The sequence below is a fragment of the Streptomyces sp. NPDC052687 genome (genome assembly GCF_040678395.1).
Classification (GTDB): Bacteria; Actinomycetota; Actinomycetes; order Streptomycetales; family Streptomycetaceae; genus Streptomyces.
Map to the genome: position 1 here is coordinate 512,372 of NZ_JBFATR010000001.1, position 24,711 is coordinate 537,082.

The following is a 24,711-nucleotide window of genomic DNA, read 5'->3' on the forward strand; positions in this document are numbered from 1 at the left end:
TGCGTATGTCGCTTACCGCTGTCTAACATCTCGGCGAACGCGGGGTCAACGGATCCGCCACCGCCCTGTGCGAGACCGAGGAGCTACGACGATCGTGACCACCGACGGACTGTGCAACGCCCCCGGCGTCGTGGACGTCGTCGCGCTCGGCGAGTCCATGGTCACCTTCCTGCCCTCCCGCCCCGGCCGTCTCGCCGACGTGCCGTCCTTCGACCGGGCCATCGGCGGCGCCGAGTCCAACGTGGCCTGCATGCTGGCCGCCGCCGGGCACTCCGCCCGGTGGGTCAGCCGGGTCGGCGCCGACGGGTTCGGCGACCACCTGGTCGAGACGATCGGCGCGTACGGCGTCGACGTGACCTCCGTACGCCGCGACCCCGCACGCCCGACCGGCGTGTACTTCCGCACCGCGGGCGACCGCGCCACCGACGCCCACGAGGTGGCCTACTACCGGGCCGGATCGGCGGCCTCCGCGATGTCCGTGACCGGCGTCGACCTGAGCGCCGTACGGGCCGGGCGGATCCTGCACCTGTCCGGCATCACCGCGGCGCTCTCCGACGGCTGCCGCGAGCTGCTGCGCGAACTGACCGCGCCCCGCCCCGGCCGCCCCCTCGTCTCCTTCGACGTCAACCACCGCCCCGGCCTGTGGCCGCACCCCGGCGGGCCCGCCCTGCTGAAAGACCTCGCCCGCCGCGCCGACCTGGTCTTCGTCGGCGAGGACGAGGCCTGGGGACTGACCGGCCCCGAGGAGATCCGCGCCGCGCTGCCCGAACCCGAGGTGCTCGTCGTCAAGCAGGGCCCGGCGGGCGCCACCGCGTTCCACGGACCCCACGCCACCTTCGTCCCCGCCCTCACCGTGGACGTCGTCGCCGCCGTCGGCGCCGGAGACGCCTTCGCCGCCGGGTTCCTCTCCGCCACCCTGCGCGGCCTGCCCCCGCGGGACCGCCTGCGCCACGGCCACCTGTGGGCCGCCGCCGCCCTCACCGCCCCCGGCGACCTCGCCGCACCCCCCGCCCGCGACCACGCCGACCGGCTCGCCGCCCTCGACGACACCGCGTGGGGGAGACTTCGACTCGGCCCCGGCTGGACAGCCGGCACCCAAGGGGCCGAGGAGGAGGTACGTACGCCATGAGCCAGACCGTCGACCGCGCGCTGAGCATCCTGCCGCTGCTCGCCGAGGGACCCGCCGACCTCGGACAGGTCGCCGACCGCCTCGGCGTGCACAAGTCCACCGCCCTCAGGCTGCTGCGCACCCTCAACGAGCACGGCTTCGTCTACCGCCAGTCCGACCAGCGCTACCGGCTCGGCGCCCGGCTGTTCGCCCTCGCCCAGGAGGCGATGGAGAACCTGGACATCCGCGAGATCGCCCACCCGCACCTCGTCCGCCTCAACGAACAGTGCGGGCACACCGTGCACCTCGCGGTGTACGAGGACGACGAGGTCCTCTACATCGACAAGGTGGAGAGCCGCTACCCGGTCCGCATGTACTCGAGGATCGGCAAACCGGTCGCCATCACCGTCGCCGCCGTCGCCAAGCTGCTCCTCGCCGACCTGCCCGAGCCCGAGCGGCGCGCGGTCGCGGAGAAGCTCGACTACCCCCTGTACACGGCCCGTTCGACGCCGAACGCCGAGGCCTTCCTCACGGAGCTGGCCAAGGTGCGCGAACAGGGCTGGGCCACCGACCTCGGCGGCCACGAGGAGTCCATCAACTGCGTCGCCGCGCCCGTCCGCGGCGCCGACGGCAGGGTCGTCGCCGCCATGTCGGTCTCCGCGCCGAACGTCGTCGTCACCGCCGACGAACTCCTCACCCTGCTCCCGCTGGTGCGCCGTACGGCGGAGGACATCAGCGGCGAGTACTCCGGAAGAACGCCAGTAAGGGACCCCGCATGACGGACAAGACCGCACTCACCCCCAAGACCCACACCACCCCGCCCGCGAAGTTCTCGCACGGCGTCAGGAAGGGCAACATCCTCCAGGTCGCCGGCCAGGTCGGCTTCCTCCCCGCCGAGGAGGGCAAGCCCCCGACGCCCGCCGGCCCCACCCTGCGCGAGCAGACCCTCCAGACCCTCGCCAACGTCAAGTCCGTCCTGGAGGAGGGCGGCGCGAGCTGGGACGACGTGATGATGATCCGCGTCTACCTCACGGACGTGGACCACTTCGCCGAGATGAACGAGATCTACAACGCCTACTTCGAGGAGCAGGGCCTCACCCAGCCCCCGGCCGCCCGCACGACGGTCTACGTCGGCCTGCCCGCCGGCCTGCTCATCGAGATCGACGCGCTCGCCGTCCTCGGCTGACCCCTTCTCACCACCCGCACGCCGCGCACGGCATGGTGTCCGCGCCTTCCCGGACGCCATGCCGCGATCCCCCCTGCCCGAAAGCAGTATGTACTTATCCAGAGGACCCCCTGATGTCCCCTTCGTCCCTGTCGTCCCCGCTGCTGTCGTCCCCTCCGCTGTCGTCCCCTCCGCTGTCGTCCCCTCCGCTGTCGTCCCCTCCGCTGTCGTCCCCGCCCCACACCGGCGGTCTCCTGCTGCTCATCGACGGCACCGCCGGACTGCTCACCGTCGCCGCCCTCGGCATCGCCCTGCTGCTGTTCCTCATCATCAAGGCGCGCCTCCAGCCGTTCGTCGCCCTGCTCGCCGTCTCCATAGCCGTCGGCCTGCTGGCCGGCCTGTCCGTCACCGAACTCTTCGGCACCGTCCAGCGCTCCGACGCCGTCTCCACCATCGAGTCCGGCATGGGCGGCATCCTCGGCCACGTCGCCATCATCATCGGCCTGGGCACCATGCTCGGCGCGATCCTCGAAGTCAGCGGCGGCGCCGAGGTGCTGGCCTCCCGGCTGCTGAACCTCTTCGGGGAGAGGCGCGCCCCGCTCGCCATGGGCCTGACCGGCCTCATCTTCGGCATCCCGGTCTTCTTCGACGTCGGCATCTTCGTCCTCGCGCCGCTCGTCTACGCCGCCGCCAAGCGAAGCGGCAAGTCGATCCTGCTCTACTGCCTTCCGCTGCTCGCGGGCCTGTCCATGACCCACGCCTTCCTGCCCCCGCACCCCGGCCCCGTCGCCGCCGCCGGGCTGCTCCACGTGGACCTCGGCTGGGTCATCCTCATGGGCGTCGTCTGCGGCATCCCCGCCGTCCTGGCCGCCTGGGCGTTCTCCGCGTGGATCGGCCGCCGTATCTTCGTGCCCGTCCCGCAGGACATGGTGGAGGCCGCGGAGGAGGCCAGGCGCGCGGTGCTCGCCGAGCGGGCCGCGCCCCGCGAACAGCCGGTCGCCCTCGGCACGGTGCTCGCCATCATCGGCACGCCGCTGATCCTGATCCTCGCCGCCACCTTCTCCTCGATCGCGCTCAGTCCCTCCACGCTCCGCTCGGTGATCGAGTTCTTCGGCCACCCCTTCGTTGCCCTCACCCTCGCCCTGCTCCTCGCGTACTACGTCCTCGGCATCCGCCGCGGCTGGTCCCGCAAGTCGCTGGAGACGGTGTCGACGTCCTCGCTGAAGCCGGTCGGCAACATCCTGCTCGTGGTCGGCGCGGGCGGCGTCTTCGGCGCCGTCCTCAAGGCGAGCGGGGTCGCCCAGGCCCTCTCGGACACCTTCGACGACGTCGGCCTGCCGTTGATCGCGCTGTCCTACCTGATCTCCCTGGTGCTGCGCGTCGCCCAGGGATCGGCCACCGTCGCCATCGTCACCACGGCCGGCATCGTCGCCCCGCTGCTCGCCGGCGGCGACCACTCCCAGGCCTTCGTCGCCCTGGTCATCATGGCCATCTCGGCGGGCTCCATCTTCGCCTCGCACGTCAACGACGGCGGCTTCTGGATCGTCGCCAAGTACTTCGGGATCAGCGAGCGGGACACCCTGAAGACGTGGACCGTACTGGAGTCGGTGCTGTCGCTGGCCGGGTTCGCGGTGGCGGCGGTGCTCAGCCTCTTCGTGTAGGACGACGGCCCCGCCGAACAGCCTGGCTGTCGCCCGCACAGCTCCGTCGTCCATACTTCCGCCGTGGAGCAGCGCATAGGACCCAGCATTCAGCCCCTGCAAGGCGCCGCGGCGGACCCGGCGTTCGTCCCCGGCATCACGGGCCCGCGCCCCGACGAGCCGGCCCGTCCGGCGACCGTCGCAGCGGAGGAGACGGCCGAGGCCGCGGCGGGGGAGGACACCGCCGAGAAGGCCGCCGTCGAAGCCGCCCCGGAAGCCGCCGAGGAGGTGACTGCCGAGGAGGAACCCCCCGCCGACGGCCCCGTGTTCGAGGCCGCCGACCGGCGCGCCCGGATCGTCGCCGACGCCCGGGGCATCCGCCTCAGCCTCGACGAGGAGAGCTGCGACTTCCGCTGGGACGAGATCGGCGCGGTGGAGACCGAGACGGCCCGCTTCGGCAAGCGGTTCACCGTCACGGTGCACACCCCTGACCGGCGCTGGTACCCGATCGAGATCGAGGCGCCGGCCAGGGCGCGCTTCGCGGAGTGGGAGTCACAGCTCGACGCGGTGCTGGACGCCTACTTCGAGGACGAGGCGCAGGCGCAGGAGAAGACGGACGCGGGCGAGGACGCCTAGCAGTACTGGGCTTCCTTGCCGATCGACCGGTACATGCAGTCCGCGTTCTCCAGCAGTTGCAGCACCGCGTCCCGGTTCCGTGAGGTCTCCCGCTCGATCACCTCGTCGGGCGGGTAGAACCCGCCTCCGGAGCTGGACCGCGGATACATCTCGAAGGTGTAGCCGAAGATCTTGTGCGTGCCCCAGAGGTAGTCGTCGATCGACCCGTCGGTGATGTACAGGTCGCTGGACTGCTCCGGGGTGTAGCCGTTGCTGGCGGCCATCTTCTGCCCGACCGTCGCGAACGCGTTGCGGTCGTCGGCGGTCATGCCGGTGGTGGTGTCCGCGGTGGTGTAGCCGAACGGCCAGAGCACCAGCTCGCTGTAGGTGTGGAAGTCGATGCCCGCGGTGATCTGCTGCTTGCCGCCGACGACCCGGCTGCGCACGAAGTCCGCGACGACCTTGACCTCCTTGGCCGACTCGGGGGCCGAACCGCGGTAGGTCTCGGAGGACGGCGAGCCGGAGGAGCCGCCGCAGCAGCCCCAGCGGTAGTTCCAGTTGCGGTTGAGGTCCGTACCGACGTACGACGAACCGGAGTTGGGCTGGCGGTTCTTGCGCCACGAGCGGTAGGAACCGGAGGCGATGTCGTACTCGCCGCCGTCCGGGTTGAGGTCCGGGATGATCCAGATCTCGCGGCTGTTGACCAGGCCGGTGACGCGGGAGTCGCTGCCGTAGTCGCCGGTCAGCTCGCGCAGCAGGTAGAGCGCCATCTCGACGGTCAGGTGCTCGCGGGCGTGCTGGTGGTGGGTGAACAGCACCTCCGGCTCGGACTCGTCCGCCGAGACGTTGTCGCTGATCTTGATGGCGACGATGTTGCGCCCCTGGTACGAGGTGCCGATCGTGCGCTGGCTCGCGATGGACGGGTTCGCCGCGACGATCGAGTTGATCTCGGCCGTCATCTCGGCGTAGTTGTGGTAGCGCGCGTCGGCCGACGGGAAGTCGTAGAGCCGGATGTCGCCGTCCTTCGCCGAACGGTCCGGTACGGCGCCCAGCGCGGTGACGTCGTAGCCGAGCCGGCGCAGTTCGCGGATCTGGTCCGCGCGGCCGGAGACGACCACGCCGTGCCCGTGGACCTCGTCCACGGAGACGCCGGCCCGCTGCAACGCGGTGCGGTCCTCGGCCGTCGAGTGCAGATGGATCTCGTACTGGCGGATGTCGTCCGCCGAAGCGGCCGGTTTCGCCGCGCTGTCGGCGCTGGCGTCGCCCGCCGTCGCCGAGAGGGGGGCCGCGAGGGCGAGGGCGAGCAGACCGGCGAGCGCGGCGGCGCGTCTGCCGCCGCGGGCGCCCTGGCCGCGGATGCGGAGTCGCATGAAGTCTCCTTGTGTCTCCAGGGATTCCGGGGTCTCCGGAAGTGGGGAGTGGAGCTGGGGGTGGTTCTTCCGTGCGACGTACGACCTACTGGTGTGGGTGTGGCGCTCATGGTTCGCCCCATGGCATGAGCAGGTCAATAGCCGGTTCCGGGTGGATGTCCGGAACCAGGCGGAAAACGGCCGTGCAGTGTACGCGCGACGGCCCCCGCCGACGCCCGCCCCGGCAAAGTGCACCCGCGGGTGTGACCGATGCGTGCATATATGTGCCGACCGGGGAAGAGTGAAGGTCCGTGCACCGGGAGTCACGGGACAACCGGCTCCCCGCTCACACCGCAGAGGACTGGCTGATCATGGGCGGATCAGCGCCGGGACGGGACGGCCGGCCGCCCGTCGAGACGACCAGCTTCGTCGACCGGCGCGACGAACAGGCCGAGGGCCGCGACCTGCTGGCCCGCGCCCGGCTCGTCACCCTGACCGGACCCGGCGGCGTCGGCAAGACACGCCTCGCCGCCCGGATCGCGGCCCGCGTCGCCCGCGCCTTCCCCGACGGCGTGCGCTTCGTCCACCTCTCCGGCCTGCACGACCCCGCCCTCGTCCCGCTCGCCGCCGCCGACGCCCTCGGCCTGCACGACCACTCCGCCCAGCCCCCGCTCGACGCCCTGGTCGAACAGGTCCGCGACCGGCGGCTCCTGCTCGTCGTCGACAACTGCGAACACCTGCTCGCCGCCTGCGCCGAACTCGCCGCCGCCCTGCTGCGCCGCACCACCGGCGTGCGGATCCTCGCCACCAGCCGGCACCGCCTCGGCCTCACCGAGGAACACCTCATGGACGTACGGCCACTGCCCGTCCCCGACCCCGAGGGCGACCTCTCCGCCGCCGACGCGAGCCCCGCCCTCACCCTCTTCGCCGACCGCGCCGCCGCCGTCGACCCCGGCTTCCGCCTCACCCCCGCCAACCGGGCCGCCGTCGCCCGCCTGTGCCGCCGCCTCGACGGGCTGCCCCTCGCCATCGAACTCGCCGCCGTCCGCATGCGCGTCCTCAGCGTCGAACAGCTCCTGGCCCGCCTCGACGACCGCTACCGCCTGCTCAGCGCGGGCAGCCCCGCCGTCCTGCCCCGCCACCAGACCCTGCGCGCCGCCGTCGACTGGAGCCACGACCTGTGCACCGAGCGGGAGCGACTGGTGTGGGCCCGCGCCGCCGTCCTGGCCGGCGGCTTCGACCTGGAGACCGCGGAGGCCGTCTGCGCGGACGGCGAGCGGGTGCGGGCCGGCGACGTCCTCGAAGCCGTCGCCGGACTCGTCGACAAGAGCGTGCTCAGCCGCGAACCCGGCCCCGACGGCGTCCGCTACCGCCTCCTCGACACCCTGCGCCACCACGGCCTGGAGAAGCTGCGCGCACTGCCCGGCGAGGAGGACGCCGCCCGCCGCCGCCAGCGCGACTGGATGCAGGAACGGGCCGCCGCCTGCGAACGCGCCTGGTTCGGGCCCGGCCAGCGCGAGACCGTCGCCCGGCTCCGCGCCGACCAGGACAACCTGCGCGCCGCCCTCGACTACAGCCTCACCGCCCCCGGCGAAGCCCTCGCCGGCCTCCGCCTGGCCGGCACCCTCTGGTTCTACTGGCACGCCTGCGGCGCCCCCCGCGAAGGCCGCTACTGGCTCGACCGCGCCCTCGACGCCCACCCCGGACCCACCCGCGAACGCGCCCGCGCCCTGTGGATCTCCGGCCTCCTCGCCGGCTGCCCCGAAGACCTCACCCGCGGCCGCCGCCGCGCCGAGGAGGCCGCCGCCCTCGCCCGCCGCCTCGGCGACGAGGCCGAAGCCGCGCACGCCGAGTACGTCATCGGCGTCATCCAGCTGTTCAGCGGCGACCTGCACGGCGCCCTCGACCACTTCCGGGCCGGCGTCGCCCGCGGCCCCGTCCCCGGCCGGCACCTCAGCATGGTCGGCCTCGACCGGGTCGAACTCGCCTGCGCCCTCAACTTCCTCGGCGAGGCCGACGAGGCCATCGCGGTCTGCGAGGAGACCCGCCGGCTGTGCGAGGCGCACGGCGAGGAATGGGTGCTGTCGTACGTGCTGCGCATGCTGGCCCTCGCCCACACCGTCAAACGGGACTGGCCGCGCGCCGAACGCCACGCCCGCGAGGCACTGCGCCGCAAACTCGCCGTCCACGACATCGTCGGCATGGGCCTCACCCTCGACCTGCTCGCCCAGATCGCCGCCCACGGCGGTACCCCCGAACGCGCGGCCGTGCTGCTCGGCGGAGCCGACCGGGTGTGGGCCGACGTCGACCGCGACCGCTGGGGCGCCGCCTGCCTGCAGACCAGCCGCCGCACCACCGAGGAGCGCGCCCGCGAGGCCGCCGGCGCCCAGGAGTACGAGCGCGCCTACCGGCGGGGCGCCGCCCTCGCCCTCACCGACCTGGTGGGCTACGCCCTGGAGGAGCACCGGCCGCCCGAACCGCCCGAGCCCGAACGCCCCCCGCAGGGCGTCCGCCTCACCCGCCGCGAGACCGAGGTCGCCGAACTCGTCGCCGAAGGACTCGCCAACCAGCAGATCGCCGACCGCCTGGTGATCGCCCGCCGCACCGCCGAAGGCCATGTCGAACGCATCCTCAGCAAGCTCGGCTTCAGCAACCGCAGCCAGATCGCCGCCTGGGTGACGGCCCAGCGCTGAAGCCGCCTTCCGAGCCGCCGTCCCGGCACCCGTGTCCGACCCACCCCCTTGGGAGACCCATGACCGCCACCCGGCCAGCCACCCCGCCGGCCCCGTCCGGCGCCTTCGACCACCGCATCGCCGTCCACAGCACCGACGACGAGTTCCTGGCCCTCGCCCTGCCCTTCCTCGCCGAGGGCCTCGCCGCCCCCGACGAGCCCCCGCCGGTCGCCATCACCGCCCCCGCCAAGCTGGACCTGCTGCGCGCCGCGCTCGGCCCCGAGGACGCGCGGCGCGTCGTCACCGTCCCGCACACCGACTGGTACACCGGCTCCGCCGCCAACGCCATCGCGCGCGCCGCCGCCCACCTCGCCGCCCACGCCGGCCCCGGCGGCCGTATCCACCTCCTCATGGAACCGGACTGGGCCGGCCGCGCCGGACGCTCCGCCCGCGAGTCCGCCGAGTGGATCCGCTACGAGGCCCTGGCCAACGTCCTGTTCGCCCCGTACGCCACCACCGCCATGTGCGTCTACGACACACGCACCGCGGGCCCCGCCGTCATCGCCGCCGCCCGCCGCGCCCACCCCGACACCGAGGTGTACGCCGACCCGCTGCTGGTCGCCGCCGAACTGGACGCCGTACCCCTGCCGCCCGCGCCCCGCGACGCGTACCGGCTGACCGCGCCCGATCCGCACGCCGTCCGCGCCTGGGCGGTCGACCGGGGCCTGGCCGCCGCCGAGGCCGACCTGTTCGCGACGGCGGTCGCGGAGGCCGCCGTGGACCCGGTCACCCGCGTACTGCTGTGGGGCGAGGCGCCGTCCTGCGTGTGCGAACTGCGCACCCCCCGCCGCCTCGACGACCCGCTCGCGGGCTTCGTCCCCCCGCCCGCCGCCGGGTTACGGCCCGGCCAGGGCCTGTGGTTCGCCCGCCAGGTCTGCGCGTACGTCGACATCCGCCACGACGCCGACGGGGCCTCGGTCCGCCTCCAGTACGCGTAGGGCCGCACCGGTGCCGTGCCGCCACGCAGGTATGGAATCGGGTAGTCCTCCCCGTGTGGCCGACCGGTCCCCGGGACAACCTGAACCCATGTCGCCACCCTCCGCGCGTCTCCTCCCGGCCCCCCATCCCCAGTACGGCGCGTACCCGCAGCCCCCCATGGGCGCGGGTCACGCGAGCACCGAATACGACCCCCGCCCCTCCGCGGTCGGCCAGGCCCGCGCGGAGGTCCGCCGGCAGCTGGAGGGCTGGGGGCTCGCCGAGCGCGACGACCTGGAGGACCTGGTGGCCACCGCCGAGCTCCTCGTCAGCGAGCTGGCCACCAACGCCGTGGTGCACTCCGCGAGCCGCTTCCGGCTGACCCTGTCCGCCGCCCACGGCGTGCTGCGCTGCGAGGTCACGGACGCCGGCCGCCGGGTGCCGCAGGTGCTCCAGGCGGGCACCTCCGAGAGCGGCCGCGGGATGTTCCTCGTGGACGCGCTCGCCCGCCGCTGGGGCTGCCACCAGGACGGGCAGGGCAAGACCGTGTGGTTCGAGCTCGGCACCTGCGCCTGCGACGGCTGCGGACGGCGCCGGCCGTAGCACGGCGTACACCAGGACCACTCGTTCTGTGGAGATCCCGCACGCCCTCTTGCCGCGCGGCCGTTGATCGGCTTACTTGGCCAGCATGGCGGACACCACGGGAAACACCACGGAACCACAGGTCGGCGGCCCGGACTCCACAGCCCGCAAGTCCAGTTGGAAGTACATCGGACCCGGAATCGTCGTGGCCGCGACGGGCGTGGGCGCCGGCGACCTGGTGGCGACGCTCATCGCCGGCAGCAACTTCGGCTACACGCTCCTGTGGGCCGCGGTCGTCGGCTGCCTGGTGAAGATCTCACTGGCCGAGGCGGCGGGCCGCTGGCACCTCTCCACCGGCCGCACCCTCTTCGACGGCTGGGCCAGCCTGGGCCGCTGGACCACGTACTTCTTCGCCGTCTACCTGGTGATCTGGGGCTTCGTCTACGGCGCGGCGGCCATGTCGTCCAGCGCCCTGCCGCTCCAGGCGCTGTTCCCCGACGTCATGGACCTGAAGTGGTGGGCGGTGGCCTGCGGCCTGGTCGGGCTGGTCTTCGTCTGGTTCAACAAGTACGCGGTGTTCGAGAAGGTCATGACGGTCCTGGTGGGCGTCATGTTCGTCGTGACGGTCTACCTGGCGATCAGGGTCACCCCGAACCTGGGGGAGGCCTTCGCCGGCCTGCTCCCCGTGCTGCCCGACGAGAAGGACTCCATCCTCAACACCCTCGGCCTGATCGGCGGCGTGGGCGGCACGATCACCCTCGCGGCCTACGGCTACTGGGTCAACGCCAAGGGCTGGACCGACACGGGCTGGATGAAGGTCATGCGGCTGGACAACCGCGTCGCCTACGCGACGACGGGCGTCTTCGTGGTCGCCATGCTCTTCGTCGGCGCGGAACTGCTCCACTCCGCGAACGTGGCCATCGCGAGCGGCGACAAGGGCCTGATCCAGCTCGGCGACATCCTGGACGAGAAGTACGGCACGGCGACGGCGAAGTTCTTCCTCATCGGCTTCTTCGCCACGTCCTTCACGTCCCTGATCGGCGTCTGGCACGGCGTGAGCCTGATGTTCGCCGACTTCGTCGCCCGCTACCGCAAGGACGACGCCGCCAAGGCCGAGGCGGTGGCCTCCGGCACCCGCGAACGCTCCTGGCCCTTCCGCGCGTACCTCCTGTGGCTGACCTTCCCCCCGGTCGTCCTGCTCTTCCAGGGCCAGCCCTTCCGCCTCATCATCCTCTACGGCGTCCTCGGCGCGGCCTTCCTCCCCTTCCTGGCCGGCACCCTCCTGTGGCTCCTCAACTCCTCCCGCACCCCCCGCGAATGGCGCAACAGCTGGCTCAGCAACGGCATGCTCACCCTGGCCGGCCTGCTGTTCCTGGTCCTGTGCGTGAAACAGATCTGGGACCAGCCGTGGTCGGAGTTCTTCTAGGTCAGCCCATCGGGCGGTAGCACCCGAGCACCGCCGGCAACCGGGCGAACCACTCCTGCATCCTTCCCCTGGGCAGGAGGTCCGGGGGAGGCGGCGCGGGCCCCCGCTTCACTGCCGGGCCGCGAGGTAGGGGCGCACCTTCGCCAGGCGGGGCGCAGGGGCCTCGAACCGGATTCCCGAAGCGGTGGTTCCCAGCGTCACCTCGAAGAGTCCGCCGTCGCGGGCCTTGAGCCGGACGCGGCCGGCCTCGGACGCTCCCCAGCCGGTTGCCCGGAACCCCATGACATCGGGGAAGACGAGGTAGAACTCCACGGTGTTGAATTCCTTCGCCGCCCATTCCCCGGGAGTGTGCGCGGGCAGGTGTCGTGTCTCGAAACCGAGGGTCACTGACGTGTCGCGCTCGTCAAGGTGAACGTAGAAGAGGTGACAGTCCTCCGGCTTGGGCGGTTCGTCGTCGTAAAGAGTCCCGAGACGGTCCGGTGAGGTGAGCAGTCGCTCCCACTCAGCGCTCATAGAACGTCTTCTCCTCGGTTCCGGGCAGGGCGTCATACCGCCGTGCATCGATCACGCTCATGAAGAAGTGCCGTCCGTCATCCGATCCGTCTGCGCCGATTCTGAAGGCGCTGATGTGACCGACGCGCACGGATTCGGCGCAGTCGAACCGCAGCGCCGTCCCCCTGCCGTCGACCGTCACGCGCATGCGCCGCTCGTGTCCCAGCGAAACCATCTCGACATCGCCGACCACCGGCGGTGACCAACTTTCGAGCGAGAGGTGCTCCACAGCGAGGAATTGCAGCTGGCACTGCACGGTGTCCAACCCTGCGTCCGCCCATTCCTGCGGCGGCACCCGGGGATACGCCGGCATGTCGACGCGCAGCGTCAGAGTGGGCCCACGCCAATTGAGATTGACCGACCGAACCCGCACTCCGCGAAGTTCGGGGACGTGACCGTAGAGGGAGCGCAGCACCTGCGGATTGGCGAGACATTCGTCAACGGTCATAGTAGTAGTGCTCCTCGGCGCCCGGGATCTGCCCGTTGCGGGTGTCCTCGAAAGGTCTCACGTGGACATGTGGGCCCTGATAACCGGGCTCGCCCGGTTTCTGGTGCCCGAACCAGTGATCCTGAAAGACGATAAGGTTTTCACCGTCGAGATGCTCGTAGATCTCCTCGGTGTAGTAGATGGGCTGGTGATCGTCGGTCATCAATTGCTTCGATCCCTGCCACGCAGGCGTCGTTGCGCGCACGAATGCGTCGACTTCCAGAGGGTGGGCACCGTCCGGAACGCCGGCATCGCGCAAAGCTTGCACCTTGGCCTCATCGAACGTACGTCCGACCTTGTTCGGGTAATCCGGCGACAGGCCCAGCGGGTCCGTCCACACGCAAGGGTTGTGCACATAGGCGATGGGATTGGGCGAGGGAGCCAGGCCGAGCGGGTCCTGGGTGAGATACCGGGCCGTATCGGGGTCGTAGTGGCGGAAGTAGTTGTAGTGGAGGCCCGTTTCCGGGTCGTAGTACTGGCCGGGGAAGCGCAGGGGCGTGTAAGTGGTGCTGTCGGCCGCCCATGCGGTGGTGCCCCACAGGGTGCTCCGGGTGTGCCAGGCGATCTCGCCTCGCTCATCAACGAGTTCGGTCGGGGTGCCGATCAGGTCGGTGACGATGGCGAAGAAGCGGGAGTCGATCTCCTCCTGCGGGGCGTCGGCGGTGGGCAGGAGGCGTTCCGTCTGGGCCAGGGGGCGCAGGCCCTGGTGGTCCCAGGTGAGGGTGACCGGGTGGGGCAGGTCCCGGGATAGCGTGGTCTGTTCGCACAGCGTCGTGCCGTCCCAGGTGAACTGGACCCGTTCCACGACGCTTTCGCCGTCCTCCGCCAGGCGAAGCTTCGCCGTGCGACGGCCCAGGGGGTCGTAGGTGTAGCGCCAGCGGGTGCCGTCCGGGGTGGTCACCGAGGTCAGGCGGTCCTCGGTGTCCCATGCGTAGCGCCAGGTGTCCGGCTTGCGGGACAGGCGGGCTTTCCGGCGCAGGACTGTGCGGCCGAGCGCGTCGTGTTCGTAGCGGACTCGGCCGGCTCGGGTGATGCGGGTGCCCGTGTATGCGCGTTCGCCCGCCGCCTCCGCGCCTGGGTGGGAGGCGGGCCAGGACGCCGAGGTCTGGTTGCCCGCCGCGTCGTAGGCGTACGTCTCCGTCCAGTTCGCCGCGTGGACCGCCGTCACGCGGCCCGCCGCGTCCAGGTCGAAGCGGCGGGGGCCGGACAACTGGTCGTCGATGCCGGTCAGGTTGCCGTCGGCGCGGTAAGTGTACGAGCGGTGCTGGACGCGGCGACCGCCGGCTCCGCTCACCGACTGTGTCGTCAGGCGGCCCAGTTCGTCGAAGCCGTGCTCCAGGGTCACCGTCTCGCCGACCCGGCGGGTCAGCTCGCGGCCCGCCGCGTCGTAGGTGAAGTCGATCGGGCGGCCGGAGGCCACCATGCGGGTGCGGCGGCCGGCCGCGTCGTAGGACCACGTCGTCGTCGCGCCGGTCGGGGTCGTGCGGCCGGTGCGGCGGCCCAGGGCGTCGTACGTGTACGTCAGTGTCCTGCCGTCGACCGTTTCCGACAGCAGGCGGCCGAACTCGTCGCGTGACAGGGTGAGATTCGCACCCTCGGGGCCCGTGGCCTCGGCGAGTTGGTCCGCCGGGTCGTACGAGAACGTCGCGACCCGGCCCGCCGCGTTCTTGCGGATCACCTGCCCCAGTGCGTTGCGCTCGAAGGAGATCGTCTCGCCGAGCGCATTCGTCCGGGAGGTCAGGCGGCCCGCCGCGTCGTAGGCGTACGCCAGGGTGCGGTCGTCGAAGTCCGTCTCCGCCACCAGACGCCCGGCCGCGTCGTACTCGTACGTCCACGTCAGACCCTGTGGGTTCGTGACCTGCGTCAGCCGCAGTTCCAGGTCGTGGTCGAAGTCGTAGCGGACACCGTCCGGGCCCGTGCGGGACGTCAGCAGGTCGAAGTGGCTGTACGCGAAGTGGGTGACGCCGCCCAACGGGTCGGTGTGGGTGGTGCAGTTGCCCTCGCCGTCGTACGTCCAGGTCTCGGTGGTGCCGTCCGACGCCGTGCGGCGGGTCAGGCGGCCCTCCACCGTCCACTTTCGCGTCGGGCGGCGGCGGCCGCTTCCTCGACCTCCCCTTTGGCCTTCTGGATCCTGCCGACCAGTTCGGTCATCAGGGTCCTGCCCGGGTCGGCCTCCGGCGGCTTGGTGGCCGGCTTGTCCCCGGACCTCGCCGCCGCGTTGTAGTCGTCCACGGCCTTCTCGTACGTACGCGACAACTCGCGGGCCACCGGGGCGTCGTGGTCAATGATCTGCTGGGTGAGGCGCTGGGCCGCATCGAGGACGTTCCGGTAGGACAGCACCGCCAGACTCGCCGCGACGAAGGCGTCCAGCGCGGTGTCGAGTTCCTTCGGCAGCCGCTTGACGGTGTCGCGGAAGACCTCGGCCGCCTCCCCCTGCCAGGGGTCGGTGTTGAGCTTGCGCAACTGCTCCGCGCCCTGGCCGAAGTCCGCGGCCGCGCCGGCCAGTTTTTCGACCAGCGTGTCGAGTTCGGGCGGCTTGCCGGGCACCCAGTCCTGGACGGTGTCCTCCGCGGTGATCCACATCCGGCGGAAGAGAATTCTGTCGGTCATGTTGGGGGTGCCTGCTCCTCGCCGTTGCCCGGCTGCCCAGGGGGGTCGGTACGGCGTGCGAAGACGGCCTTCTTCTCCGTGATGCCGTATCCCTCCAGCCACGTCGTGACCGGATGGTCGTCCTCGTACTGCTGCTGCAGGCGGACCTGGCGTGCCTCGTAGGCCACCTTCGTGTCGGTGACGAGGAAGGTGTTGATCGCCGAGCTGAGCGAGGCCACGATCACCTCGGCGTCGTCGGCGATGCAGCCGAGGCCGTGGCTCCACTTGTCGAGGAACGTGTTCACGGCGTCCGTGATGTCGTCCGCGCCCGTCTTGTCGAGCGTGTTCAGCGCGAGGACGTCCATGCGCCGCTCCGCGCTTTCGCCGGCGAACGACCGCGCCGCCGCCGTCGATTCCCCCAGCGGACGCGCGATGGACTGGAGGAACCGGACCTCGTACCTGAACTCGCCGCCGTCGGCCCCCCTGGGGATCAGCCAGGCCTCACCGCCCACGTCGTCACTCCCCCCGGTTCCGGTACGAGATGCGCAGCACCGGCTCGGTGCCTACGGCTGCCGAGTTCAGTCGCACCGCGTGCTCGGCGGCCGGGTCCAGCCATATGTCCAGTCCGGGCGGCAGCAGATCGAGTACGTCGGCACCGGTCGTCGAGAACCAGGGGCCTTCGCCGAGAAACAGGGCGAACTGCCCCAGGGAGGAGAAGACGGGGACCAGGCCGTCCGCCGGGTTGCTCGCCGGTGCTCCGTCGACGAGGTCCGAGAGGCCGGAACGCGGCCCGGTGCCCTCATGCCCCACCGGGGGCGCGGGCACCGTCAGGAAACCTGGTTCCTCCGGGCGCTCGCAGTACACGCGCGCCCTGATGAACGCCTCGAAGACGGCCTGCGGCGGGGCCAGTCCTTCCCGTGCCCGCCGCACGACGTCGACCAGGTCTTCGGTCGTGTCCCCCGTACTCATGTTCACAAAGATCGCATGGGCCGTTCACGGAGAGCAAACGGCCCACGCGGTGGTGTCGTCGGTGGAGTGGCTACGGCAGCGCGTGCACGTGGGGGCCGACCGTGTTGGACCAGGCGTTGCCCGCCGTGGCGTCCCAGTTGGTGGACCAGGTCATCGCGCCCCGCAGGTCGGGGTAGGTCCGGGAGGGCTTGAAGGAGCCGCAGTTCGTGCCCTTCGTCAGGCAGTCCAGGGCGCTGTTGACGACCGACGGCGAGACGTAGCCGCCGCCCGCCGCCCGGGTCGAGGCCGGAAGGCCGAGGCCCACCTGGGACGGGGCCAGGCCGCCCTCCAGCTGGATGCAGGCCAGGGCGGTGAGGAAGTCGACCGAGCCCTGGCTGTAGACCTTGCCGTCGCAGCCCAGCATGGAACCGCTGTTGTAGTACTGCATGTTGACGACCGTGAGGATGTCCTTCACGTTCAGCGCTGTCTGGAAGTAGGAGTTCGACGTCGACTGCATGTCGATGGTCTGCGGCGCCATCGTGAGGATCATCGACGGGCCCGCCTTCGCGGACAGCGCCCGCAGCGCCTGCGTCATGTATGTCGCGTTGAGGCCGTTCTCCAGGTCGATGTCGACGCCGTCGAAGCCGTACTCCTGCATCAGCGCGTACACCGAGTCGGCGAAGTTCCTGGCCGAGGCCGCGTCGTTGACCGTGACCGTGCCGCGCTCGCCGCCCACCGAGATGATGACCTTCTTGCCGGCCGCCTGCTTGGCCCGGATGTCGGCCTTGAACTGGTCCACGGTGTAGCCGCCGAGCCCGGCCGAGTCCAGGGTGAAGGTCACGGCGCCCGGCGTGCCGGTCGCGTCCGCGAAGGCCACCGCGATGATGTCGTACTGGGACGGGACGTCCGACAGCTTCTGCACGGTCGCGCCGTTGTTGAAGTTCTGCCAGTAGCCGGTCACCACGTGCTTCGGGAGCGCGGGTCCGTTCCCGCCGCCGGAGGGCGCCGTGGTCGCCGTCACCGTGGCCGACTTCGGCGACTCGCCCGCCGCGTTCGTCGCCGTGACCTGGAAGGAGTACGACGTGGCGGCGGCGAGGCCGGTCACCGTCGCCGACGTGCCGGTCACCGCCGTGGCCTTGGTGCCGTTGCGGTAGACCGTGTAGCCGGTCGCGCCCGACACCGTGTTCCAGGTGAGGGAGACGGACGAGGAGGTCGTGCCGGAGACCCGGAGGCCGCCGGGGGCGCCCGGGATGGTCGGGGCCGGGTCGCCGCCTCCGCCGCCGTCGGGGCCGTGGACGGAGATGTCGTCCGCGTAGTACGCGGCCTGGCCGTACCAGCCGTGGGTGTACACCGTCACCGAGGTGGTCGAGGCCCCGGTGGTGAACGTCGTCCTCAGTTCCTTCCACGTCGTGGAGTCGGGGGTCCAGGTCGAGACGTCCGTCGTGCCGGTGCCGGTCGCGCCCAGGTAGGCGTAGCCGCCCTGGACCCACGCGCTCAGCGTGTACGTCGAGTTGGGCTTCACGGCCACCGTCTGCGTACAGCGGGCGTTGTCCTGTCCGGCGGGCGTGGCCTTCAGCGCGGCCGCGCCGCCGTGCACGGGGGAGGAGACGGCCGCACCGCTGCCGGCCGAGCAGGTCCAGTCGGCCAGGCCCGACTCGAACCCGGCGTTCCTGACGTTGTTGACGTCGGCCGCGGACGCCTCGGTGGCGGTCAGGAGGGAGAAGGGCAGGGCGAGGCCGAGGGCGGTGGTGACGGCACCGGACCAGAGGCGGATGCCGCGGTCACGGCGGATGCGGCGGATAGCGCGGTCGTCGCGCGGGGAGCGTGCGGGGCCGGTGCGGGATGACCGCCTGCCGCGTCTGCGTACGAGGTCCACTGGGGCCTCCGGTGGGGAGTGGGGGTCGTTCGGGACGACGGTGGCCACCGCTGGCCTCAAAGTTGGTCCAGACCAATTGGGTTGTCAAGAGGGGCGGATCAAGACGGGCGTCAGCGCGGCGGGCCGGCCGGGTCACCCGAAGGGGGCGGCTCCGCGCCGGTGCGTGCACAACCTGCCCCGATTTGACGCGACTTGCGCGAAGGCAGTTGCTCCCGAGCTACACAAACGCTGTTCTCCGGTCACAGAGCCGTGGATACAGTGCTGAGGTAGTCACGCAATGAAGTCACCTCGGTGTGCCGGAGTAACGCCGGCGGACCGACCGGCGTGAGACGGGGAGCTGCGCGTGCCAACTGCCATTGCCGTGACCAGCGCCGACCTGGCGCTGCCGCCGCAGGACCAGCGGACCCTGCCCGCCGTCGTCCTCGGCGACCTGGACCGGCGCCCGCTGGAGCAGGTCCTCACCGAGGTCACCGGCCTGCTGGAGACCCACGGTCATCTCGTCGTCGTCTACTCCTCCGCCGTCCCCGCCGCCGTCGAACGCCGGCTGCACACCGTCCGCTCCCTGCTGGAGAGCGACCGGATCGCCCTGTTCAGACCGGACCTGCCGCCGCTCGGCGTCGCCGTCCTCGCCCGGCAGCTGCGCCAGCTCGCCTCCTGCGACCTCGGCCCCGGCGTCCTCGCCTCCGCGGGCCGGCTGCTCACCCACTACGTCCACGCCGGCGCCCTGCTCGGCTCGGTCGCCCGCCTCGACCGCGTCCCCGTCGACCTCAAGGCGCACGCCAGGTCCTGGCTGCCGGGCAGTCAGTTCGCCGTCGTCGCGCATCCGCAGCCGCAGCTCGTCCGGCTCGGCGGACCCGGCGGCCACGGCCGGCAGAACGGCACGGGCCGGCAGAGCGGCACAGGCCGGCAGAGCGGCACAGGCCGGCAGAACGGGACCGGCGGGCACATCGGCACCGGGGGGCACAGCGGCGCCGGCCGGCAGAGCGCGCCCGGTCAGCCGGGTGGGCCGGAGGCCGCCCTCACCGGACCCGAGTTCGCCACCTGGATGCTCACCGCCAAGGGCCAGCTCCCATCCGACTGGGTCACCTCCACCCTCGCCCCGGCCTGGCAGGTGCAGGGGATGCGCGAGACACCGCTGCCCGCGGAGTCCGCCGTCTGGTGGGGGACCGGGAAGCTCGTCGAGTTCTGCTCCTACCTGCCCGACCTGTCCGTCCTCTACCAGCTGGTCGGCTCGGTCCGGCAGGGCGTATGCCACTGGTGCGGCATCGACGTCATCGGCGACCGCTGTGTCTTCTGCTCCGCCACCGCGCCGCCCCCGCCCGCCCAGCACCACCGGCTCACCGCCGGATAGGGCACAGCGCCCGAGAAGCCCCGACCGCCACCCCCCGATGAGGTTGCCCGCTTCATGAACTCCCGTCAGCGCCGCGGCGTGATACTGCTGCTCCTGTCCGTCCTGTGCGCCCTCGGCGCGTTCGCGGGCGTCCTGTCCGTCGTCAACGACGCGAAGTCCAAGGTCGGCCCCGAGGTCACCGCCTACCGGCTCCGGCAGAGGATCGAGCCGTACACCCCGCTGACCGCCGGGCAGTTCGAGAAGATCGCGATGCCCGAGCGCTGGCTGTCGCCCAACGCGGTCCGCGACCTGTCGGAGATCCGCGGCAAGATCGCCGTCACCACCCTCCAGAAGGGCTCCCTGCTCCAAACCGACATGATCGTCGCGCGGCCCGCCCTGCGCCCCGGCGAGCAGGAGGTCGCCATCATGATCGACGCGGCGACCGGCGTCGCCGGGAAGATCACCGCGGGTGCCCGGGTCAACGTCTACGCCACCTTCGAGGGCGAGCGGGAAGGCGACCCGGACCAGTCGAAGATCATCGTCACCGGCGCCCGGGTCCTCGACGTCGGCGAACTGACCGCCCTGCGGCCGGACGAGGACGACCGCGGCCGCGAGCCCACCGACGCCGTGCCCATCACCTTCGCCCTGTCCGCCCTCGACGCCCAGCGCCTCACCTACGCCGAGTCCTTCGCCGAGCGGGTCCGGCTCGCCCTGGTCGCGCCCGGCGGTGACTCCACGGTCCCCGAGAAGGACCGGACGTACGAACTCGCGAAGGACAAGTGAGACCCGCATGCCCACGAGGATCCTGCCGGCGGTCGGCGACGCGGACGCGGCCCGCTCCGTCACCACCCTGCTCAGCCAGCTCCCGGACGCCGAGCCGGTGGCCCCGGTGACGGACTCCACCCAGCTCGTCGACACCCTCGCCCGGCTCGCCGCCGACTCCGTCGACGAACTCCCCGAGGTCGTGGTCGTACACGAGCGGATCGGCCCCGTCCCCGCCCTCGAACTGATCCGCGAGGTCGCCCTGCGCTTCCCCGCGGTCGGCGTCATCCTCGTCACCTCCGACGCGAGCCCCGGCCTCTTCCAGGCCGCCATGGACTCCGGCGCCCGCGGCCTGGTCACCCTCCCGCTCGGCTACGAGGAACTCGCCAGCCGGGTGCAGGCGGTCTCGCAGTGGTCGGTCGGCGTCCGCCGCCATCTCGGGCACGGCGGGGACGTGTTCACCGGCGCCGGCGGCACCGTCGTCACCGTCAGCGGCGCCAAGGGCGGCGTCGGCACCACGGTCACCGCCATCCAGCTGGCCCTCGCCGCCCAGGCCTCCGGCCGCGCCACCGCCCTCGTCGACCTGGACCTCCAGGCCGGCGACATCGCCTCCTACCTCGACGTCCAGTTCCGCCGCTCGGTGGTGGACCTCGCCGCCATCACCGACATCTCGCCACGCGTCCTCGCCGACGCCGTCTTCCGCCACGACACCGGCCTCGCCCTGCTGCTCGCCCCCGGCGAGGGCGAACGCGGCGAGGAGGTCACCGACCGCGCCGCCCGCCAGGTCGTCAGCGCCCTGCGCTCCCGCTACGAGACGGTCGTCATCGACTGCGGCGCCCAGCTCACCGGCGCCGGCGCGGCCGCCGTCGAGATGGCCGACACCGCGCTGCTGGTCACCACCCCGGACGTGGTCGCCGTCCGCGGCGCCAAACGCGTGATGCGCATGTGGGACCGGCTCCAGATCCGCAAGGCGGAGGAGACCACCGTCGTCGTCAACCGTCACACGCGCGCCACGGAGATCCAGCCCGCCCTCATCCGCAAGATCACCGGTACGGCGGTGGCGGCCACCACCGTCCCCGCCCACTTCAAGGAACTCCAGGCCGCCGTGGACGCGGGCCGCCTGCACGAACTGGACAACCGCGGCACCGTCAAACAGGCCCTGTGGGCCCTCGCGGGCGAACTCGGCCTGGTGAAACCGGCGGCGGCGGACCGCCGGGCCGGCGGACGCCCGCGCGGCGACCGGGGCTCGGTGAGCTTCCGCAGGCGCAGGGACTCGGGGGGATGAGCATGCGGCGCGCGCGGTTACGCGAACGGATGTGCGAACGGATGCGTGAGCGGATGCGCGAGCGGGACAGCGGCCAGGTCACCATCGAGTTCCTCGGCATGACCCCGCTGATCCTCATCACGCTGGTCCTGCTGTGGCAGTTCGTGCTCCTGGGATACACCTACGTGCTCGCGGGTAACGCTGCCGACGAGGCGGTACGGGCCGCCACGGCGGCGGCACCGGGCGAACGCCAGGGCGTCTGCGAGACGGCCGGCCGGGACAAGCTGCCGGGGGCCTGGGAGGGGGACGCGAGCGTGGAGTGCGCAGGCGCGGGCTATGTCACGGCCCGCGTGACGCTGAGGGTGCCGGTCCTCTTCCCCGGCGCGGTCGGCTTCCCCTTCGAGGTACGCGGCCAGGCGGGCGCCGTCGAGGAGGAACGGGACTGACATGCCGTACGACGGGAAGCCACGCGATCGCGGCCAGGTCGCCCTCGAATACCTCGGATTCATCCCGGTCCTCGTCCTCGTCGCCCTGGCCGGCGTCCAGCTCGGGCTGATCGCGTACGCCGCCCAGCAGGCCGGCACGGCGGCCAGGGCCGGCGCGCGGGCCGCCTCCCTCGACCTGAGCGCCCAGGACGGCTGCGCGCGGGCGGTCAGCGGCTGGCTGGCCGACGGCACCGCGTGCGGGGAGGCACGGGGAGCCGACGAGGTGACCGTCACCGCCACCGTCGAGATCCCCTCCGTCGTCTTCGGCTGGGACTTCGACCCCGCCCGGAAGTCCGCCACCATGCCGCTCGACTCGACCACCGACGAAGACTGACGCGGGAACCGGGAGCACCGACCATGAGCCTGCGCGCACGCATCAACTCGCCCGAGGAACACGGCAGCCGGGGCGAGGACGGCCACCTCGTCGCCTCCTACCGCGCCAAGCTGCTGGAGGAGATCGACCTCGCCGAGATGAGCGCGCTGGCCGCCGCCGAGCGCCGGGCGCGCCTGGAGCGGGTGCTCGGGCACATCATCAGCCGCGAGGGCCCCGTACTGTCCACGGTGGAGCGGTCGCAGCTGATCCGCCGGGTGGTCGACGAGGCCCTCGGCCTCGGCATCCTCGAACCCCTCCTCGAAGACGCCTCGATCACCGAGATCATGGTCAACGGCCCCGACGCGATCTTCGTCGAACGCGGCGGCCGGGTGGAACAACTCCCGCTGCGCTTCGCCTCGAACGACCAGCTGATGCAGACGATCGAGCGGATCGTGTCCACCGTGAACCGGCGGGTCGACGAGTCCAACCCCATGGTCGACGCCCGCCTGCCCTCCGGCGAGCGCGTCAACGTCATCATCCCCCCGCTCTCCCTGACCGGCCCGACCCTCACCATCCGCCGCTTCCCGCGCTCCTTCACCCTCCACGAGCTGATCGGCTTCGGCTCCCTCGACGAGCACATGCTCTACCTGCTGGCCGGCCTGGTGCAGGCCCGGTTCAACATCATCGTCTCGGGCGCCACCGGCACCGGGAAGACGACCCTGCTCAACGCCCTCTCCGGCCTGATCCCCGAGACCGAGCGGATCATCACCATCGAGGACTCCGCCGAACTCCAGCTCCAGCAGCAGCACGTCATCCGCCTGGAGTCGCGCCCGCCGAACGTCGAGGGCAAGGGCCAGGTCACCATCCGCGACCTGGTCCGCAACTCGCTGCGGATGCGCCCCGACCGGATCGTCGTCGGCGAGGTGCGCGGCGGGGAGTCCCTGGACATGCTCCAGGCCATGTCCACCGGCCACGACGGATCGCTGGCGACCGTCCACGCCAACAGCGCCGAGGACGCCCTGATGCGGCTCCAGACCCTCGCCTCCATGTCGGACGTCGAGGTGCCCTTCGTGGCGCTCCACGACCAGATCAACAGCGCCGTCGACGTCGTCGTCCAGCTCACCCGCTTCGCCGACGGCGCGCGCCGCGTCACCGAGATCGCCGTCCTCGACAGCCACGGCGGGGAGCCGTACCGCCTGGCCACCGTCGCCCGCTTCGACGCCCGGCCGATGACGCCCGACGGCCGGGTCCACGGCGCGTTCCGGTACTTCCCGCTGCCCCGCCGCACCGCCGACCGCCTCTACATGGCGAGCCAGCCGATCCCGCAGGCCTTCGGCGTCGCCCACACCGAGGACCAGCTCGCCACCCGGACATGGAACTGAGGACGTGGGAGTGAGGACGCCGAACCGAGGACCTGGAACCGAGGACGTGGGAGTGAGCACGCCGAACCGAGGACCTGGAACCGAGGACGCGGGACTGAGGACATGGAACCGGACGCGGGACTGAGGACATGGAACTGAGGACATGGAACTGAACACCCTCGTTGCCCTGACGACCGGCGTCGCCCTGCTGACCTGCGTCCTCGCGGTCGCCGGCGTTCACGCCTACGCCTCGGGCCGGGCCCAGCGCCAGGCCCTGGTCGACCGCCTCACGGCCGCCGGCCAGGTCCCGTCCACCGGCCGCAGGCGCCGCTTCCGCACCCTGGACCGCCGCCTGCGCCGTACGGCGTTCGGGCGGCGCCTGGAACTGCGGCTCGCGGCGACCGGCCTGGACGTCACGCCCGGCGAGTTCTTCGCCGCGATGCTCGCCACCGTCGCGGGCCTGTGGCTGATCGGCCAGGCCACCCTCGCGCCCTTCTTCGGCCCGATCGCGGGCCTGACCGGCGTCTGGGCGGCGACCCAGTTCCTCAACTGGCAGCGCCAGAAGCGCATCGAGCGGTTCATCAACCAGCTTCCCGAACTGGCCCGCATCCTCGCCAACGCCACCCACGCCGGGCTCGCGCTGCGTACGGCCATCGGCATGGCGGCGGAGGAGCTGGAGGCCCCGGCGGGCGAGGAACTGGCCAAGGTGGCGAACCAGCTGGCGGTCGGCGCGTCCATGGACGACGCGCTCGGCGAACTCGCCGAACGGCTCCCGTCCCGCGAACTCGGGGTCCTCGTGACGACCCTCGTGCTCGCCAACCGCGCGGGCGGCCAGCTCGTCGGCGCGCTGCGCAACCTGACCGAGACGCTGGAGGAGCGCAAGGAGACCCGGCGTGAGATCCGCACCCAGCTCTCCCAGGTGAACATGACCTCGTACGCCGTCCCGGTCATGGGCATCGGCTCCCTCTTCCTGATGAACGGCGTGAAGGACGGCGCCCTGGACCGGATGACCGGCTCACCCGTCGGCCAGGCCTGCGTGATCATCGCGTTCGCGCTCTACGCGGTCGGCTTCGTCCTGATCCGCCGGATGTCCCGGATCGACGTCTGACGGCGCCGCAGGGAAGCCGAGGGACCGGGGAGCCCGAGGAAGTCAAGGAAGTCACGGAAGTCACGGAAGTCACGAGAGTCAAGGAACTGAGGGAGAGGAAAGGG

23 protein-coding genes and 1 pseudogene are annotated in these 24,711 nt (G+C 71.8%); 16 read left to right on the forward strand and 8 right to left on the reverse strand.

The window, feature by feature from the left end; translation table 11 throughout:
* The first annotated feature begins 94 nt into the window (after positions 1-94).
* From AB0K92_RS02435 to AB0K92_RS02455, 5 genes are all read left to right on the forward strand, one after another.
* A complete protein-coding gene (locus AB0K92_RS02435) occupies positions 95-1,129 on the forward strand; it encodes a sugar kinase (protein WP_365918585.1) in 1,035 nt (344 codons plus the stop codon).
* On the forward strand, positions 1,126-1,887 hold the full coding sequence (locus AB0K92_RS02440; RefSeq protein ID WP_365918587.1) for an IclR family transcriptional regulator: 762 nt from the start codon (positions 1,126-1,128) through the stop codon (positions 1,885-1,887). Before AB0K92_RS02435 ends, AB0K92_RS02440 begins: the two co-directional genes overlap by 4 nt.
* A complete protein-coding gene (locus tag AB0K92_RS02445) occupies positions 1,884-2,294 on the forward strand; it encodes a RidA family protein (protein WP_365918589.1) in 411 nt (136 codons plus the stop codon). The genes AB0K92_RS02440 and AB0K92_RS02445 overlap by 4 nt, the downstream gene beginning before the upstream one ends.
* Positions 2,295-2,407: 113 nt before the next feature.
* Positions 2,408-3,934 (forward strand): gluconate:H+ symporter, encoded by a 1,527-nt coding sequence (locus AB0K92_RS02450; RefSeq protein WP_365918591.1) that lies wholly within the window; start codon positions 2,408-2,410, stop codon positions 3,932-3,934.
* Positions 3,935-3,997: 63 nt separating this feature from the next.
* On the forward strand, positions 3,998-4,549 hold the full coding sequence (locus AB0K92_RS02455; protein WP_365918593.1) for a hypothetical protein: 552 nt from the start codon (positions 3,998-4,000) through the stop codon (positions 4,547-4,549).
* Here the strand turns inward: AB0K92_RS02455 and AB0K92_RS02460 are convergent.
* On the reverse strand, positions 4,546-5,898 hold the full coding sequence (locus AB0K92_RS02460) for a M14 family metallopeptidase (protein WP_365918595.1): 1,353 nt from the start codon (positions 5,896-5,898) through the stop codon (positions 4,546-4,548). The two genes, AB0K92_RS02455 and AB0K92_RS02460, sit on opposite strands and share 4 nt — an antisense overlap.
* Before the next feature lie 350 nt (positions 5,899-6,248).
* Here AB0K92_RS02460 and AB0K92_RS02465 point away from each other — a divergent pair, with 350 nt between their 5' ends.
* From AB0K92_RS02465 to AB0K92_RS02480, 4 genes are all read left to right on the forward strand, one after another.
* Positions 6,249-8,570 (forward strand): LuxR C-terminal-related transcriptional regulator, encoded by a 2,322-nt coding sequence (locus AB0K92_RS02465; RefSeq protein WP_365918597.1) that lies wholly within the window; start codon positions 6,249-6,251, stop codon positions 8,568-8,570.
* 59 nt (positions 8,571-8,629) lie between these two features.
* Positions 8,630-9,547 carry an MEDS domain-containing protein gene (locus tag AB0K92_RS02470; protein WP_365918599.1) on the forward strand — a complete coding sequence of 306 codons (918 nt, stop codon included), beginning with the start codon at positions 8,630-8,632 and terminating at the stop codon, positions 9,545-9,547.
* Positions 9,548-9,704: 157 nt separating this feature from the next.
* Complete coding sequence (locus AB0K92_RS02475; protein WP_365918775.1) at positions 9,705-10,127, forward strand: ATP-binding protein; 423 nt, start codon at positions 9,705-9,707, stop codon at positions 10,125-10,127.
* A gap of 85 nt (positions 10,128-10,212) precedes the next feature.
* A complete protein-coding gene (locus tag AB0K92_RS02480; RefSeq protein WP_365918601.1) occupies positions 10,213-11,532 on the forward strand; it encodes an Nramp family divalent metal transporter in 1,320 nt (439 codons plus the stop codon).
* A gap of 108 nt (positions 11,533-11,640) precedes the next feature.
* On the opposite strand, the gene AB0K92_RS02485 is transcribed toward AB0K92_RS02480, so the two are convergent.
* The 7 genes and pseudogenes from AB0K92_RS02485 to AB0K92_RS02515 all read right to left on the reverse strand — a co-directional run bounded on the left by AB0K92_RS02485 (position 11,641) and on the right by AB0K92_RS02515 (position 17,882).
* Positions 11,641-12,045, reverse strand: a complete 405-nt coding sequence (locus AB0K92_RS02485) for an Imm50 family immunity protein (RefSeq protein WP_365918603.1) — start codon at positions 12,043-12,045, stop codon at positions 11,641-11,643.
* Entirely contained in the window at positions 12,035-12,532 is a 498-nt protein-coding gene (locus AB0K92_RS02490) for an Imm50 family immunity protein (RefSeq protein WP_365918606.1), read from the reverse strand. The genes AB0K92_RS02485 and AB0K92_RS02490 overlap by 11 nt, the downstream gene beginning before the upstream one ends.
* A pseudogene (locus tag AB0K92_RS02495) lies at positions 12,522-14,648 on the reverse strand (RHS repeat-associated core domain-containing protein); the annotation flags it as partial. The gene AB0K92_RS02490 and the pseudogene AB0K92_RS02495, both read right to left, overlap by 11 nt.
* Positions 14,624-15,181, reverse strand: a complete 558-nt coding sequence (locus tag AB0K92_RS02500) for a putative T7SS-secreted protein (protein ID WP_365918608.1) — start codon at positions 15,179-15,181, stop codon at positions 14,624-14,626. The gene AB0K92_RS02500 and the pseudogene AB0K92_RS02495, both read right to left, overlap by 25 nt.
* Positions 15,178-15,672: a hypothetical protein gene (locus AB0K92_RS02505; protein WP_365918610.1), complete on the reverse strand. Its 495-nt coding sequence runs from the start codon at positions 15,670-15,672 to the stop codon at positions 15,178-15,180. Before AB0K92_RS02505 ends, AB0K92_RS02500 begins: the two co-directional genes overlap by 4 nt.
* Positions 15,673-15,676: 4 nt before the next feature.
* Positions 15,677-16,129: a hypothetical protein gene (locus AB0K92_RS02510; protein ID WP_365918612.1), complete on the reverse strand. Its 453-nt coding sequence runs from the start codon at positions 16,127-16,129 to the stop codon at positions 15,677-15,679.
* A gap of 70 nt (positions 16,130-16,199) precedes the next feature.
* The gene (locus AB0K92_RS02515) at positions 16,200-17,882 is read right to left on the reverse strand and encodes a glycoside hydrolase family 18 protein (protein WP_365918777.1); all 1,683 of its coding nucleotides are present in this window, start codon (positions 17,880-17,882) and stop codon (positions 16,200-16,202) included.
* A gap of 445 nt (positions 17,883-18,327) precedes the next feature.
* On the opposite strand from AB0K92_RS02515, the gene AB0K92_RS02520 reads away from it, so the two are divergent.
* From AB0K92_RS02520 to AB0K92_RS02550, 7 genes are all read left to right on the forward strand, one after another.
* Positions 18,328-19,335 (forward strand): hypothetical protein, encoded by a 1,008-nt coding sequence (locus AB0K92_RS02520; RefSeq protein ID WP_365918614.1) that lies wholly within the window; start codon positions 18,328-18,330, stop codon positions 19,333-19,335.
* A gap of 54 nt (positions 19,336-19,389) precedes the next feature.
* The gene (cpaB, locus tag AB0K92_RS02525; RefSeq protein WP_365918616.1) at positions 19,390-20,097 is read left to right on the forward strand and encodes a Flp pilus assembly protein CpaB; all 708 of its coding nucleotides are present in this window, start codon (positions 19,390-19,392) and stop codon (positions 20,095-20,097) included.
* Positions 20,098-20,104: 7 nt separating this feature from the next.
* A complete protein-coding gene (locus AB0K92_RS02530; protein ID WP_365918618.1) occupies positions 20,105-21,361 on the forward strand; it encodes an AAA family ATPase in 1,257 nt (418 codons plus the stop codon).
* A 2-nt stretch (positions 21,362-21,363) separates the two neighbouring features.
* The gene (locus tag AB0K92_RS02535; protein WP_365918779.1) at positions 21,364-21,786 is read left to right on the forward strand and encodes a TadE/TadG family type IV pilus assembly protein; all 423 of its coding nucleotides are present in this window, start codon (positions 21,364-21,366) and stop codon (positions 21,784-21,786) included.
* Position 21,787: 1 nt separating this feature from the next.
* Positions 21,788-22,159 (forward strand): TadE/TadG family type IV pilus assembly protein, encoded by a 372-nt coding sequence (locus tag AB0K92_RS02540; RefSeq protein WP_365918620.1) that lies wholly within the window; start codon positions 21,788-21,790, stop codon positions 22,157-22,159.
* A gap of 23 nt (positions 22,160-22,182) precedes the next feature.
* Positions 22,183-23,520, forward strand: coding sequence for a CpaF family protein (locus AB0K92_RS02545; RefSeq protein ID WP_365918622.1), 1,338 nt, complete (start codon positions 22,183-22,185; stop codon positions 23,518-23,520).
* Positions 23,521-23,662: 142 nt separating this feature from the next.
* Positions 23,663-24,607, forward strand: coding sequence for a type II secretion system F family protein (locus tag AB0K92_RS02550; RefSeq protein WP_166002037.1), 945 nt, complete (start codon positions 23,663-23,665; stop codon positions 24,605-24,607).
* The last annotated feature ends 104 nt before the right edge of the window (positions 24,608-24,711 follow it).

Bases quoted from the DNA above. Each gene is read 5' to 3' on its own strand.
- cpaB (WP_365918616.1), top strand. From the start codon at position 19,390: ATGAACTCCCGTCAGCGCCGCGGCGTGATACTGCTGCTCCTGTCCGTC.
- AB0K92_RS02540 (WP_365918620.1), top strand. From the start codon at position 21,788: ATGCCGTACGACGGGAAGCCACGCGATCGCGGCCAGGTCGCCCTCGAA.
- AB0K92_RS02445 (WP_365918589.1), top strand. From the start codon at position 1,884: ATGACGGACAAGACCGCACTCACCCCCAAGACCCACACCACCCCGCCC.
- AB0K92_RS02500 (WP_365918608.1), bottom strand. From the start codon at position 15,181: ATGACCGACAGAATTCTCTTCCGCCGGATGTGGATCACCGCGGAGGAC.
- AB0K92_RS02485 (WP_365918603.1), bottom strand. From the start codon at position 12,045: ATGAGCGCTGAGTGGGAGCGACTGCTCACCTCACCGGACCGTCTCGGG.
- AB0K92_RS02460 (WP_365918595.1), bottom strand. From the start codon at position 5,898: ATGCGACTCCGCATCCGCGGCCAGGGCGCCCGCGGCGGCAGACGCGCC.
- AB0K92_RS02450 (WP_365918591.1), top strand. From the start codon at position 2,408: ATGTCCCCTTCGTCCCTGTCGTCCCCGCTGCTGTCGTCCCCTCCGCTG.
- AB0K92_RS02470 (WP_365918599.1), top strand. From the start codon at position 8,630: ATGACCGCCACCCGGCCAGCCACCCCGCCGGCCCCGTCCGGCGCCTTC.
- AB0K92_RS02510 (WP_365918612.1), bottom strand. From the start codon at position 16,129: ATGAGTACGGGGGACACGACCGAAGACCTGGTCGACGTCGTGCGGCGG.
- AB0K92_RS02475 (WP_365918775.1), top strand. From the start codon at position 9,705: ATGGGCGCGGGTCACGCGAGCACCGAATACGACCCCCGCCCCTCCGCG.
- AB0K92_RS02490 (WP_365918606.1), bottom strand. From the start codon at position 12,532: ATGACCGTTGACGAATGTCTCGCCAATCCGCAGGTGCTGCGCTCCCTC.
- AB0K92_RS02440 (WP_365918587.1), top strand. From the start codon at position 1,126: ATGAGCCAGACCGTCGACCGCGCGCTGAGCATCCTGCCGCTGCTCGCC.
- AB0K92_RS02465 (WP_365918597.1), top strand. From the start codon at position 6,249: ATGGGCGGATCAGCGCCGGGACGGGACGGCCGGCCGCCCGTCGAGACG.
- AB0K92_RS02535 (WP_365918779.1), top strand. From the start codon at position 21,364: ATGCGGCGCGCGCGGTTACGCGAACGGATGTGCGAACGGATGCGTGAG.
- AB0K92_RS02545 (WP_365918622.1), top strand. From the start codon at position 22,183: ATGAGCCTGCGCGCACGCATCAACTCGCCCGAGGAACACGGCAGCCGG.
- AB0K92_RS02530 (WP_365918618.1), top strand. From the start codon at position 20,105: ATGCCCACGAGGATCCTGCCGGCGGTCGGCGACGCGGACGCGGCCCGC.
- AB0K92_RS02480 (WP_365918601.1), top strand. From the start codon at position 10,213: ATGGCGGACACCACGGGAAACACCACGGAACCACAGGTCGGCGGCCCG.
- AB0K92_RS02550 (WP_166002037.1), top strand. From the start codon at position 23,663: ATGGAACTGAACACCCTCGTTGCCCTGACGACCGGCGTCGCCCTGCTG.